This is a genomic window from Thalassobacillus devorans MSP14, assembly GCF_000496835.1.
GTDB lineage: Bacteria > Bacillota > Bacilli > Bacillales > Halobacillaceae > Thalassobacillus > Thalassobacillus devorans_B.
Window position 1 is genome coordinate 1,516,133 of record NZ_KI543236.1, and the last position, 12,334, is coordinate 1,528,466.

At 39.2% G+C, this 12,334-nt stretch carries 16 protein-coding genes and 1 tRNA gene; 11 read left to right on the forward strand and 6 right to left on the reverse strand.

What is annotated here, in order from left to right; all coding sequences use genetic code 11:
* Positions 1-7 precede the first annotated feature (7 nt).
* The 10 genes from comGA to P855_RS0108660 all read left to right on the forward strand — a co-directional run bounded on the left by comGA (position 8) and on the right by P855_RS0108660 (position 5,234).
* On the forward strand, positions 8-1,012 hold the full coding sequence (gene comGA / locus P855_RS0108615; RefSeq protein WP_028783196.1) for a competence type IV pilus ATPase ComGA: 1,005 nt from the start codon (positions 8-10) through the stop codon (positions 1,010-1,012).
* Positions 975-2,039 (forward strand): competence type IV pilus assembly protein ComGB, encoded by a 1,065-nt coding sequence (gene comGB, locus P855_RS0108620; RefSeq protein ID WP_028783197.1) that lies wholly within the window; start codon positions 975-977, stop codon positions 2,037-2,039. The genes comGA and comGB overlap by 38 nt, the downstream gene beginning before the upstream one ends.
* Before the next feature lie 14 nt (positions 2,040-2,053).
* Positions 2,054-2,356 carry a competence type IV pilus major pilin ComGC gene (comGC, locus tag P855_RS0108625; protein ID WP_037985731.1) on the forward strand — a complete coding sequence of 101 codons (303 nt, stop codon included), beginning with the start codon at positions 2,054-2,056 and terminating at the stop codon, positions 2,354-2,356.
* A gap of 17 nt (positions 2,357-2,373) precedes the next feature.
* Complete coding sequence (gene comGD, locus P855_RS0108630) at positions 2,374-2,811, forward strand: competence type IV pilus minor pilin ComGD (RefSeq protein WP_028783199.1); 438 nt, start codon at positions 2,374-2,376, stop codon at positions 2,809-2,811.
* Complete coding sequence (locus tag P855_RS0108635) at positions 2,801-3,133, forward strand: type II secretion system protein (protein WP_028783200.1); 333 nt, start codon at positions 2,801-2,803, stop codon at positions 3,131-3,133. Before comGD ends, P855_RS0108635 begins: the two co-directional genes overlap by 11 nt.
* Positions 3,114-3,539, forward strand: a complete 426-nt coding sequence (locus tag P855_RS0108640; protein WP_028783201.1) for a ComGF family competence protein — start codon at positions 3,114-3,116, stop codon at positions 3,537-3,539. Before P855_RS0108635 ends, P855_RS0108640 begins: the two co-directional genes overlap by 20 nt.
* Positions 3,499-3,885: a hypothetical protein gene (locus P855_RS22255; protein ID WP_028783202.1), complete on the forward strand. Its 387-nt coding sequence runs from the start codon at positions 3,499-3,501 to the stop codon at positions 3,883-3,885. Before P855_RS0108640 ends, P855_RS22255 begins: the two co-directional genes overlap by 41 nt.
* Positions 3,886-3,956: 71 nt before the next feature.
* A tRNA-Gln gene (locus tag P855_RS0108650) sits at positions 3,957-4,028 on the forward strand.
* 197 nt (positions 4,029-4,225) lie between these two features.
* Positions 4,226-4,906: a helix-turn-helix transcriptional regulator gene (locus P855_RS0108655; RefSeq protein WP_028783203.1), complete on the forward strand. Its 681-nt coding sequence runs from the start codon at positions 4,226-4,228 to the stop codon at positions 4,904-4,906.
* 88 nt (positions 4,907-4,994) lie between these two features.
* On the forward strand, positions 4,995-5,234 hold the full coding sequence (locus tag P855_RS0108660; protein WP_028783204.1) for a DUF2626 domain-containing protein: 240 nt from the start codon (positions 4,995-4,997) through the stop codon (positions 5,232-5,234).
* A 15-nt stretch (positions 5,235-5,249) separates the two neighbouring features.
* On the opposite strand, the gene P855_RS0108665 is transcribed toward P855_RS0108660, so the two are convergent.
* Both P855_RS0108665 and P855_RS0108670 read right to left on the reverse strand, forming a co-directional pair.
* A complete protein-coding gene (locus P855_RS0108665) occupies positions 5,250-6,362 on the reverse strand; it encodes an SAM-dependent methyltransferase (protein WP_028783205.1) in 1,113 nt (370 codons plus the stop codon).
* A 348-nt stretch (positions 6,363-6,710) separates the two neighbouring features.
* Positions 6,711-7,334 (reverse strand): MBL fold metallo-hydrolase, encoded by a 624-nt coding sequence (locus P855_RS0108670; RefSeq protein WP_028783206.1) that lies wholly within the window; start codon positions 7,332-7,334, stop codon positions 6,711-6,713.
* Between the two features lie 171 nt (positions 7,335-7,505).
* On the opposite strand from P855_RS0108670, the gene P855_RS21780 reads away from it, so the two are divergent.
* The gene (locus P855_RS21780; protein ID WP_084315647.1) at positions 7,506-7,670 is read left to right on the forward strand and encodes a DUF2759 domain-containing protein; all 165 of its coding nucleotides are present in this window, start codon (positions 7,506-7,508) and stop codon (positions 7,668-7,670) included.
* Between the two features lie 51 nt (positions 7,671-7,721).
* On the opposite strand, the gene P855_RS0108680 is transcribed toward P855_RS21780, so the two are convergent.
* The 4 genes from P855_RS0108680 to P855_RS20705 all read right to left on the reverse strand — a co-directional run bounded on the left by P855_RS0108680 (position 7,722) and on the right by P855_RS20705 (position 12,234).
* Positions 7,722-8,510, reverse strand: coding sequence for an ABC transporter permease (locus P855_RS0108680; RefSeq protein WP_028783207.1), 789 nt, complete (start codon positions 8,508-8,510; stop codon positions 7,722-7,724).
* A 12-nt stretch (positions 8,511-8,522) separates the two neighbouring features.
* Entirely contained in the window at positions 8,523-9,221 is a 699-nt protein-coding gene (locus P855_RS0108685; protein WP_028783208.1) for an ABC transporter ATP-binding protein, read from the reverse strand.
* A 128-nt stretch (positions 9,222-9,349) separates the two neighbouring features.
* Positions 9,350-10,225, reverse strand: coding sequence for a M14 family metallopeptidase (locus P855_RS20700; RefSeq protein WP_051353122.1), 876 nt, complete (start codon positions 10,223-10,225; stop codon positions 9,350-9,352).
* Between the two features lie 77 nt (positions 10,226-10,302).
* Positions 10,303-12,234, reverse strand: a complete 1,932-nt coding sequence (locus tag P855_RS20705) for an LTA synthase family protein (RefSeq protein WP_051353123.1) — start codon at positions 12,232-12,234, stop codon at positions 10,303-10,305.
* Positions 12,235-12,334 lie beyond the last annotated feature (100 nt).

The following is a 12,334-nucleotide window of genomic DNA, read 5'->3' on the forward strand; positions in this document are numbered from 1 at the left end:
TATTGAAGTGAGCTCAACTGCAAAATTATCTCATCAGCTGTTAATCTCAGCCATACAGTCAACTGCTACAGATATACACTTTTCCCCCTACCTTCAAAAAGTGGACATTCATTTCCGTGTACATGGAAAACGGATATTTCATTCCTCCATTACCACTCCAGTTTACGCGAAATTACTTTCCTATTACAAATTCACTTCCGGGATGGACATTGGAGAAATTAAAAAGCCCCAAAATGGAACAATTTCTTTCCGAAATCGCGATGACCTTTTTTCCTTGCGGCTTTCCACACTTCCTATCCAGTCAAATGAAAGCCTTGCCATACGGATTCTTCCGCAAACCGAATCCCTTTCCCTGGAAAAGCTTTTTATCTTCCCTGCACAGTATAAAAGAATTCAAGCATGGCTCCGTCATCAAAGCGGAATGATTCTCTTTACAGGACCGACTGGAAGTGGCAAAACCACTACTCTTTATGCATTACTACAAGCTTTAATCAAGGAAAATTCTTATCAGGCCATTACATTAGAGGATCCAATTGAAAAAAACCTCGAAAACATTATTCAGGTTCAAGTGAATGAACGGGCCGGTATCACCTACGATGCAGGACTCAAGGCTGCATTACGACACGACCCTGATTTGATCATGGTAGGAGAAATCCGCGATAGGCAAACCGCTCATTTTGCCTTTCATGCGGCTCACACGGGGCACCTGGTACTATCCAGTTTACATGCTAAAGACGCGTTAGGCACCCTCTTACGATTAAAAGAAATGGGAATTAAAACAGTCGACCTGGAGCAAACTCTGATTTCAATAGCTTCACAAAGATTACTCCCAATTGAATGTGCCGCGCACCTCCCTAAACGGGCAGCAATCTTGGAACTAATGGACGGTGAGCTGCTCCGTCATGCTATTCATGAAAACTCTCTCCCTGTATCCACGCCTTTTTATTCCTTTGATCATTTAAGGAGAAAAGCCTATGCCTACGGTTACCTTTCCAAAAATGAATTTGTTTAGAAGCAGATCATCAGTGACTTTGCCACAAAAGATTCAGGTTCAATTCTTAGATCGTATGAGCCACCTTTTAAAAAAAGGATATCCCCTGCTGGAAGCATTAACTATTCTAACCTGGGATGAGCGGTTTGACAGGATGGCTGCAGATATCACACAAGAATTAAAAAGTGGAAAGCCGATTGATGTGTGTATGCAGGCTACGGGTTTTTCAAGGAACATAGTTTCATTTTTATACTTCGCGAGGGTGCATCGTAATCTTGATGAAATTTTTCATCAATGCAGCACAATGATTCAACTAGAAAATAAATATGTGAATAAATTCAAACAAGTTATTCGCTACCCTGTTTTTTTGACATTATTTTTAGTAATCATGTTATTTGTCATTGATCGCACCATCTTCCCCGCTTTTGTGACGATGTTTCAGTCACAGGAAACTGTAAGTAAAGGATTAATGGCAGCAGTATTTGTAACAGGTTTTGTTATCACCTCCGGAAAGGTGATAATGGCTTTAGGGGTAACTGCATTTATTTACTGGAAGTTCAGGAAGCGCACAATATCATTAGATAAACAACTTCTATTTTATGAAAAGATTCCAATACTTCGCGATTATCATAAACTGAAAACTACTTTCCTATTTGCCACACACTTACACTCTATACTATCCACGGGCATTTCCATGAAAGAAGCGTTGCATGTTATGAGTAACCAGGCCCATTATCCCCTGCTACGCCATCAAGCCGATATCATACTCGAACAACTGGAACAAGGAGCAACCATAGCGCAAGCCATCCATCATTGCCAAATGTTTCGCACAGAACTGACCAATATTTTCCACAGAACATCCGACCTCACAACTTTAATTAGAGACTTAGCTATGCTTTCCGAGATGCTTACCGACATGACAAGGGAAAAGTTGAATAAAGCTCTGGAAATCATCCAGCCTGTATTCTTCATTATCATAGCAGTATTCATTTTATTTATTTACGGCTCGATTATGTTGCCTATGTATCAATGGATGAACCAAATATAGAAAGGAAGATACTAATGTTTACAAACGAGAAAGGTTTCACATTAATTGAAATGTTAGTCGTTTTACTAATCATTTCAGTATTATTGATTATAACCATACCGAATATAGCACAGAACAATCAAATGGTCCGTGATAAAGGATGCGCTGCACTGGTCAAACTGGCTGAAGCACAGGTTCAGGCATATTACATCAATGAAGAGGAAATGCCAACTTTAATCAGCGATTTAGAGACTAAAGGTTATATTACCGAGACTACATGTCCTAATGGCAGCACCCTTTCACTTTCAAGTGATGGCAAAGTAACATCAGCCCCATAGGTTATCGGAATACTATTATGTTAAATAGAAATGGTTATACGCTGCTTGAGACTATGATTGTACTATTAACTCTAAGTGTTTTCCTTATAATCGCTGTTCCGATCCATCACCAGACCCAGGCACATATTTCTTTTACTAATTTTTACAAACAATTTGAAGATGATGTCTTACTTACCCAGCAGTTGGCGATGAACAATCAATCATTTTACGACTTAATAATTAGACCCGAGCAGAAAAAATATTTTTTAATGGATGCAGTAAAAGAACAGAAAATTATCGAGCGTAATATTCCTCACGCATTGACGGTTGAGCTTCAGACTCTACAAATCCCCATCCGTTTTTCCTCTGACGGTACTATTTACAGTCCAGGAAGCTTTCGTATAAAAACTCCCGATAAAACCTATAAAGTTGTCTTCCCATTCGGCAAAAGCAGGTGTTATATGTATGAAATATAATGGCTTTACATTGTTGGAAGTAATCGTAGCATTTGGTTTATTGCTTACACTTATGCTGAGCACTATACCAATCATAATGAAAGTAAACCTGGAAGAAGCTATACTCACAGACCGGAGAAAGGTGACATCAATTTTGCATGATGAGTTAATTAAAAAAGTGAATGATCCAGGGGTTGGATTGTTGAGTTACTCTATTAATGATTTTACTATGATCAATGTAGACTTTGACATCAAGGAAGGTTTAATCAAAGCATGTGCAGATTGGGCCAATAAACAAAATCACACAGAAAAGGTTTGTCTTAATGGATATCGAAAAAATTAATGGATATACATTAGCTGAAACAATCATAAGTTTATTGCTAGTCACCTTACTGATCAGCTTTCTCCCCCCTTTATTTCAATTACTATCTATTGATAACCAGCAGGAGGAACTAAGTGTACAGCAATTCTTCACTTTTGCTTCAGATGAACTGGCGCTTAATGACCTGGTTTCCGTGCAATCCAATCGTTTGGAATTGCTTTCCTATCATAATGAGCTTGTCACAATCGAAAGATATGGTTATTCTCTCAGGAGACAAGTTGGCGGACGAGGACATGAAGTATTATTAAGAAATATTGAATCGGTTCAATTTTCTCTAGAAAATAATCAGCTTTTGGTTGTTATTACATCATTGGGGGGAAAAACTTTTGAAAAACGACTTCAAGTATACACCAGCACCCTGCCATAATGGGTTCGTCTTTCCTTTCGTGTTATTACTGAGTTTACTCTTGCTTGGTGTTACAACCACCTCCATTCAGTTATATCAAAACCATCAATATATAACACAGCTGCATCTTGACAATATTGTGATGGATACTTTATTTCAGTGTGGAATAGCCAAATTCCATAAAGAAATGAGTAGCCTGGAAGAACTTCCAAAGTCCGGGGAGGTCATGTACCTTTTCCCGGATGGGGAAGCTTCAATTAACTATACGTGGATAGAAGGGCGTACCTATGACCTTCAGCTGGTCATAACTACAAATAAAGGTGTCAAAAATAAATTTGGAAGAGTGTATAAATTGGAAGAAGCATGAAATAAAAATTCTTTTTTCACTTTTGCATAATTTCTATTTTCCGGTACAAACTATAGTTACATTATCATTAATGGGCTATAGCCAAGCGGTAAGGCAGCGGATTTTGATTCCGTCATTCGTTGGTTCGAATCCAGCTAGCCCAGCTTGTATCAAAACATGCTAACAGAAGGGTGCCCTTCCTATTAGCATGTTTTTGTTTGTCATCACGTTTTCAGGTTAACAAGTTAGCCATATTAGCAATTTGTGTACGTTTTTTAACATTCTTTCCCTTTAAGTAAAAAACAGTAAGGTTTGTATTATAATGAAGGCAAACCTATTCTATTATGAGGGGTGACTGTTTATGGAACAGACCTTGAAAATTACTAATGTATTAAGTGATCCAACCCGTTTTCATATTTATGAGTTTATTGTAAAGAAGAATACAGATGTTACCGTTCAGGATGTTGCCGAAGCTTTTGAGATCCATCCAAATGTTGCACGCTTGCATTTATCTAAACTGGAAGATGTCAATATGTTAATTTCCCACACCAAAAAAACAGGTCGTGGCGGCAGGCCAAGCAGAGTTTATAACTTATCCCAGGAAGTGGTACAGCTTCACTTCCCATTCCGTGATTATCAGTTGTTAGCACAAATCGCATTTGAGGCCTTCGCTGAAATGGGTGAAGCTGGTAAAACAGCTCTCTATTCAACTGGTAAGAAATTCGGGAAAGAAATTATTGAAAGACAAACTTCTAATACGTCAAACTTAAATCGGGCTGAAAAACTCGAACTTTTAAAGAATTCTGCTGAAATGACTGGACTATTTCCTGAATTTCACCTGCAAACGGATGATACCATTGTATTCACCGTAAATAATTGTCCATTTAAGGAAGTAGCTTCTGGTCAGAAGCAATTAGTATGTGATATGCACGGTTACTTTTTAAAAGGTATGTTTGAAGCAATGTTTCAGGATATAGAATTAAAAGAAGAGCATAATATGATGGACGGCTGCGCAAACTGTCTATACAGAGCTCAAATTTGACATTTTTGTGAGGATTCGTTTTACATTCTTTGTATAGTCGTTTATAATATCTATGATAGTTTCATCGAAGAAAAGGAGGGGGAAAAGCATGGATCGTATGTTCCGCGTGCTTGCCTTTTGGACTGGTATTTTTACTGTCATGTTTTACGTTGGCGACATGGATGAATCGGCTTTATTATTTTTAGTTCAAACGGCTTTTTTCCTTGCAGTAAGTTACTTAAAGCTGTCAGAACGTATGTATATGTACATATTTGGCGCCTACCTGACAGTATTCATGATCGGTTTTACGTATTACACAACATTTATCTTACAGCCAGGGTTCCATTAAAAAGATCTGTTATCCTTAATCGGATAACAGATCTTTTTTATGCCTTGTTAAAGACTCCCTCGTCATATTTTTAGCCTGGATACAAATATCAAACGCTTCACTGTATCCATTCCCTGCAACCAGGGAAGAGATGGCGCGATTCTTTTTGCTTTCTTCTGAAAAAGGGTCAGTATTGTTATGTGCTATCAGTTCCTGCAGAATGCCTGATTGAAGCAGGAATTCTTTTTGATTCTTTAAATAAATGTTTTTCCAGCCCCTATCCTCACCAAGGGCTTTCCATATATCCCACTGAACATGATGTGTAATATCCATTTCTCCTGGATCCTGTAGCACATTCTTTACCAATTGATGTTGCTTGTAACCCCTTAAGCTGCCTTCTCTTCGCGCAGGATGGTTCCAGTCCTGCCTCTCATAACCATAATCTACTGTCACAATCAAACCTCTATCCAGAAGAGCATCCACTCCCCACACAGCTTGAAGCATAAAGAGAGGCACCTCTATACGTTGTCCTTCCTCAAAGTGAAAATTATAGTTGTTTATAAAAAGGGATAACTCCCTATCCAATGGCCGGACCACTTCCTTGTAATGGTCCTTTTCATCCAAAGATATTTGAATCTCAACAATTTCACCTTCATACTTTTCCACTACTTTTACCGGCTGAGCATCCAGCCATTCATTTGAAAAGACCAGACCTTCGAAAAAAGAATTTTCCCTTGTAAATTCCTCTATACTCTCATAAAGGAAAAAAGCATCTGCCGAATCATCCAACTTTAACGTTTCACGATGGAAAGGACTTTTTTCAATCAGATGATAGACATAATCTGCTTGATGACTCTTTAAACGCGCGATTACCTGGTGTGCGAAGGTTCCATTCCCTCCCCCTATTTCGCAAATTTGCAGGGGGATATTCAGGGATTGACTCGCCTTTAAGAAATAATCGGCGAACATCTCGGCAAATATGCTATGAATCATGCTGGAGGTGTAGAAATCCCCTTCTTTGCCAACCTTAATTCCTTCTTTTTGGTAATATCCCCAATTTTCATGATAAAGAGCATAGTCAATAAAAGTGTCATAACCAATGGATGCATCAGGATGATTCAAAATTAGAGATTTTAAAATTTTCTCCATTGTTGTCCCCTTTTTAATTTACACTATTGACATAGTGATAATTTAGTTTATACTTATTAATAGTAGCTTAACTTTTATCCCTAACCAACAAAAGAGCAGAGCACATCCCCCCTAAGATCCTTCTTGAATATTCAAGAAGGATCTTTTTTTAATGTCCAGGAAATTAAAAATTTCTTTGTGATTAGGAAAACTCGGCTTATCGCCAATGGTTTATGGCGAAAGCCTTAGTTTTACTTATACTTTATACCTTTAAATTTATTTGGTTTAAAAGTACAAAGAACGTCACACCGAGGCTTGTCTTAAGCTTGTCGGTGGTGAGCAGGGCGCTTGCGCTTTTGTTCTGTTTTTTTACATGGTCACAAAAGGATTCTCCCGTTTTTCTTCTCTGATGGTTGTCGCTGGTCCATGCCCAGGGTATACCTTGGTTGAATCCGGCAGCGTATACAATTCTTTACGTATACTACTCAAAAGTGTATCCATGTCCCCACCTGGAAGATCAGTTCTGCCGATACCCCGTTGGAATAGTGTATCTCCTGCTATGACTATCGCTTCTCCTCTCAATACCAGGGATACACTTCCAGGGGAATGCCCAGGGGTGTGTCTGACATCGAGCTGGAAGGGACCAATTACCATTTCCCCGATTTCAAAATGGTGTTCAGCGTTGCGCGCTGTAATTTCCCCCATCTGAAAAAAAGCTGAACCATTCCGATTCGGGTCTGTAAGCCAATTTGCTTCTGCCTTATGGACATAAACCGGGATATCAAAATGATCTCTGACATCATCCACTGCTCCAATATGATCAAAATGAGCATGTGTTAACAAAACAGCTGATGGCTTCAAGTTATTATCAGTTAAATAATCAATCAACTGGCTGCTATCCCCTCCCGGGTCAATTACCAGACTCCTTTCCTGTTCAGATAGAATATAGCAATTCGTACCTAGAGGCCCAAGGGGCAATTGTACAATTTTCATAAGCCTATTGACTCCTTTGCAATGTTTTATTAAAATTCATATAGAATAACTCGACAAATTCCAGTCCATACTATAAAATGTATGAGGAATGAAAAGGTTTTACATAGCCATTATAACATCCAAAGTTAAGCTATGGATACTACACAGTGAAGGGTTTAGGGGGTGCTGAGTTTGGTAACAGCTATCATTCTTTTACTAGTCGCAATTCTTTGCGTACTTGCCGTATTCCGTGAAATGAAAACGAAAAATTTCTTTGCAGTATTATTTGCAGGAGCTTCAGCATTGGTTTTCGGCTGGTTCTCTGTAATGACGATTTACGTCCGGTTATTTGGATAAAATCACAAAACCTTGCCACCATATGGTTGGCAAGGTTTTTTCGTTTTCCATTCACTTTGATTGGGTACGCAGTTCTTCTTCACTTTCCAGCAACTGATCATTTTTATTGAAAAAATAACGATACATTGCCATCGTGACGAACATAGCACTTAATGATACAGATGAGAAAATACTTAAAGATATAACGAGTTGATATTTGATTGCCATGACTGGTTCTACTCCTCCAAGAATCAAGCCAGTCATCATTCCTGGAAGCTGAACCAGCCCGATCGTTTTTAAACGATCTACGTTAGGAATCAGGGCAGCATTGAGTGTCTTGGTAATGATCAAGTGAGAAGCCTGATTAGGTTTCGCTCCTAACGATAGTGCAGCCATCAATCTACCGCTGTTCTCTGTGAATTCACTTTTCATCCGCTCGAGAGCCAGTCCCATTGCGACCATGCTGTTCCCAATGATCATCCCACTCATTGGAATGACTTCCGAGGGTCTGAATTCAACCATGTCAAAAGCAAGCCATAAAGCAAGCACACTACCCTCTACCGTTATTAAACCAAGTAAGATCACTCCGAAAGCATTCGGTAATTCTTTCCCTTTATTCCTGGCATGAAAGGTGGCAATCACTATCATGATACTTACCATCAAGGGAATGCCGATATAAGGGTTTAAATCAAAAAGGAAGGTCAATATGTATCCGACCACAAAAAGCTGTATCGTACCCCTTATCGAGGACCAGACTATGTCTTTGCTCATTCCTAATTGATAATAATACGATAACGTCAATGGTACGAGTACGAATACAATCAGAAACAGTAACGACTGATTGGATACTTCCGGCTCCATCAGGTATCCCTCCTATTCTTGTATGAAATCTTTAAGTTCGGCTGTCTTAGGTTTTGTAAGCATAGTCTGCAACGGCGCATCCTCTATAATTTCACCATCCATAAGGAACAACCCTCTTTCTCCTAGCCGTTTGGCTTGTCTTAAATCGTGGGTGACCATTACCATCGTCAACTGGTGTTCATCAACCAGCCTTTCTAATACTTCCTCTATTTCTTCTGAGGTACGATAATCAAGCGCGCTTGTCGGTTCATCTAACAATAATACTTCAGGGGAGTTAGCTAATGTACGACCAAGGGAAACGCGTTGCTGTTCCCCTCCGGAAAGCTGGTCGACCTTTCGATTCATATAACTCTCAGGAAGTTGTACATATTCCAACAGCTTTTTCGCGTCTTCAGGGTTCCATTCTCCACAAAGCGAAGGCCCGTACTTTAAATTATCGAGAACAGTACCAGGGAACAAGTTCGATGATTGAAGCAACAGTCCTACTTTCCTGCGTAAATTTGAGATCTCGTATTCAGTTATCGGCCTGTCTTTAAATTCGATTTTTCCTCCTTTTGGATCTCTCAATCGGTTGAATAGAAACAGCAATGAACTTTTACCAGCACCTGAAGGACCAAACAGCATGACTTTTTCATTCGTGTAGATGTTAAAATTCAAATCTTTAAGAATGTCATCGGTGACACCTTTAAAGGAAAAAATGGGTTGTGCCACTTCCTTCACCAACTTTCTTTTTTTAGGGTTATCTAACCTTTTACTATTATAACGGCTTTCTGTATTTTTTCATCAAAGTGGAAAGTCAAACATAATTATCGCAAAAGATTACTTTCGATAACAAATACTTAACAGGGTATTAGAGATTGAAAGGCAATTCGTCTCACTTTTTCCAGGTTCCTGTCATATTGGGATAAAGGAAGAGGATTAATGCCAGTCCCTACCTCTACCGTATACCCTTCCTTTTGAAAGCAATCGATAAACCAGTCTTTCAACCCTGCATGGCTGTCAAACGTGCGTACTGGTTCATATCCGCTTTTCTGCTGGAATCCCTTCACTACATCATTTGAAGTCGCCGGCTGTTTATCGAAATAGCCATAGTAGATGACCTCCCCCTGGGAATGAAAACAAAGCAGCCGGTCAGCAGGTTCCTTTCTGACCAGTTGTGCCATAGCTCTTGATTCCGGTTCAGTGAGCGGGCGATAGCCTGGAAAGTCTCTGAAGGTCGGAGATGACGGCTTTCTTTTCTGCTCGATCTTCCACCCGGAGGGAAACTGTTTATTCAAGTCTACTCCTCGAATGTTCGCTTTCCAGTTAGAGAAAGTGCGGTTAGGATGGTTCAATTCCTTAACAAGTTCACAATAGTTCCCTGCTTCCTTTTCCCCATGAATCACGAGGTCCACTCCATCAGGATTGACCATTGGAACCACTTGCAGACGCACCTGTTTTAAAAGATCTTTCAGTGGATTACTGGTCCAGGGCTCCTTATCATCTTGTAACCCTAATAATTCGAATACGATATCCATTAGAATTCTGGATGTCATCCATTCATTTCCATGAAAGCCTCCATTCCAATGAACTAAATATGGTCCTTTTCCTATAGTTAATAAATGAAGCGGCTTTTTTAAAAGGGATTCCCCTATTACTTCGACATGGACATAGGGCGATTTTATACATATTTCAACATCCCGATTAAGTAAATGTGAATCATAACCCTTACTCATGATTTCTCCCCACTCCCATTTATTTTATATCATTATAATAAAAAGACACCCGATGGGTGTCTTTTTGACAATTCTTTTCATTTATCATTTTGTTGCGCCTTTTCTTTTTCCTTAATTTCTTCTTTCGTTTGACGTTCGCCTTCATCGAAATCATAGAAGCGCAGCAAATCGCCATAAATGAGACTATCTGAATATTCGAGTTCCTTGTCAACTTTTTCTTTAAAAGGCAGACATGGGGATTTCTGTTCAGGTGCCATCTCGATCGGTTCTCCTGTTTCCCGATCATAACAAACCTCGTCTTTGTAAATATATTCGTCTGTTACAAAGCTCCCGTCACGCATAGCAATAAAGCCTTTACGATCTTTCGCGAACAAGTTCGTACCAAAGGAGAGATCGTTTTCCTCTTTAATTCCCAATAGATGCATCAATGTTGGCTTAACATCTATTTGTCCGGCGATTTTATCGTATTTCTTTCCACCTTCATAACCAGGAATGTGGATCATAAATGGTACCCGCTGGTTTTGGATATGCTGATAACCATCAATTTCCTTACCAAGGAATTGACTCATCGCCTTATTGTGGAAATCACTGATACCGTAATGATCTCCCATGAGTACAATGATAGAGTCCTCATATAACCCAGCATCTTTCAATTGCTGGAAAAAGCCTTTTAATGCTTCATCTGTATAACGGGCAGTCGGAATATAATTATTCAGTGTTCTGGAGTTCGAATTATATTTATCAATATGAGCCTTATCTTCAGGTAATTCAAACGGGAAATGATGCGTTAGTGTAATGAACTTACTGTAGAAAGGCTGCTGCTGTTCTTTCAAATATTTGATGGATTGTTCGAAGAATGCTTTATCTTCCAAGCCCCATCCAAATGAGTTTTGTTCGTTTTCTTCAAAAGACTGTTCATCAAAAAATTTGTCATAGCCTAAATTTGCATACATGGTATCCCGGTTCCAGAAACTTTTGTTATTCGCATGATAGACAGAAGTGTAGTAATCTTCTTCATTCAATATTTCAGGCAATGAGTTATATTCATTACCAGCATGAGTGAAGTATACCGCACCCCTCGGCAGTGGATACAAGCTGTTTTCTACGATGAACTCCGAATCAGACGTTTTACCTTGTGCAGTCTGATGATAGAAGTTCGGGAAGAAAATGGTGTCACTGCTTTCTTTTAAGTCATTCATGAATGGAGTAATTTCTTTTCCATTAACTTTTTCATCTAATACGAAGTTCTGCATCGATTCTACTGATACAAAGATGACATTCCTGTCTTCAGCCACCCCGAATAAATCGGTCTTTTCGTTATTGGTGGTATTTTCACGCATATACGACTCAATCTCCTGCACTTCACTGCCGTCCGCTAAGACACGTTGTGCTTTTGTCTTCGTAGTCATCGTCGCATCGTATACATGATAATTGAAAATCCCGATATTCTTAACAAGATATTCACGGTCGAATGCGCGAACGAACAACATAGGACGCTCCATTTCCGCCAGCACGACGTTGGCCGTCAACAACAAGAAAGTTACTGCTGTAGCAGCAATTTTTCCGGCTTTTGGAAAATCAACTGCCAAGCTGGCAGTACGCCTGCTTAAAAACCATACAATAGCCACATCGAGGAACAGAAACAGATCCGGCAGGTGAACAAGCGAAAGGAAGCTGCTGCCTAAGTCTGCTGCGTTGTTACCTTGGAATAACACAGGAATAGTAATGAAATCAGTGAAATTCCGGTAGAATACTAGATTCAAATATAAAATCATGGTACCCAATAAAATTGTCCATCGCAGATATTTCATTTGCCTTCTGGGTTTCAGCCATACACTGATGGCGAATACTAGATAGGCACTAACGAATGGATTCAGGAAGAGAATCAGTTCCTGCATGGTATTTTCAATGCTCAGATTGAACATATATTTGTACACTATATATGTCTTCAAGCCAAATAACACGGTTGCAATTATAAACAATGGTAACTTGAACTTTGAAGCTTGCATGTCTATATCCTCCTTAGCTTCCAGGGTATCCATGTTTTACTAATTTTGAACATGAGACACACCTGTATTTAACAATATCCATTTATCATTAATATTAAAC

What these genes read in the sequence shown, in the direction of transcription:
- P855_RS0108660 (WP_028783204.1), top strand. Translation starts at nt 4,995, where the DNA reads ATGGATCGTATGTTCCGCGTGCTTGCCTTTTGGACTGGTATTTTTACT.
- P855_RS0108670 (WP_028783206.1), bottom strand. Translation starts at nt 7,334, where the DNA reads ATGAAAATTGTACAATTGCCCCTTGGGCCTCTAGGTACGAATTGCTAT.
- P855_RS0108680 (WP_028783207.1), bottom strand. Translation starts at nt 8,510, where the DNA reads ATGGAGCCGGAAGTATCCAATCAGTCGTTACTGTTTCTGATTGTATTC.
- comGC (WP_037985731.1), top strand. Translation starts at nt 2,054, where the DNA reads ATGTTTACAAACGAGAAAGGTTTCACATTAATTGAAATGTTAGTCGTT.
- P855_RS0108655 (WP_028783203.1), top strand. Translation starts at nt 4,226, where the DNA reads ATGGAACAGACCTTGAAAATTACTAATGTATTAAGTGATCCAACCCGT.
- P855_RS20700 (WP_051353122.1), bottom strand. Translation starts at nt 10,225, where the DNA reads ATGAGTAAGGGTTATGATTCACATTTACTTAATCGGGATGTTGAAATA.
- comGB (WP_028783197.1), top strand. Translation starts at nt 975, where the DNA reads ATGCCTACGGTTACCTTTCCAAAAATGAATTTGTTTAGAAGCAGATCA.
- P855_RS0108640 (WP_028783201.1), top strand. Translation starts at nt 3,114, where the DNA reads ATGGATATCGAAAAAATTAATGGATATACATTAGCTGAAACAATCATA.
- P855_RS0108665 (WP_028783205.1), bottom strand. Translation starts at nt 6,362, where the DNA reads ATGGAGAAAATTTTAAAATCTCTAATTTTGAATCATCCTGATGCATCC.
- comGD (WP_028783199.1), top strand. Translation starts at nt 2,374, where the DNA reads ATGTTAAATAGAAATGGTTATACGCTGCTTGAGACTATGATTGTACTA.
- P855_RS20705 (WP_051353123.1), bottom strand. Translation starts at nt 12,234, where the DNA reads ATGCAAGCTTCAAAGTTCAAGTTACCATTGTTTATAATTGCAACCGTG.
- P855_RS0108635 (WP_028783200.1), top strand. Translation starts at nt 2,801, where the DNA reads ATGAAATATAATGGCTTTACATTGTTGGAAGTAATCGTAGCATTTGGT.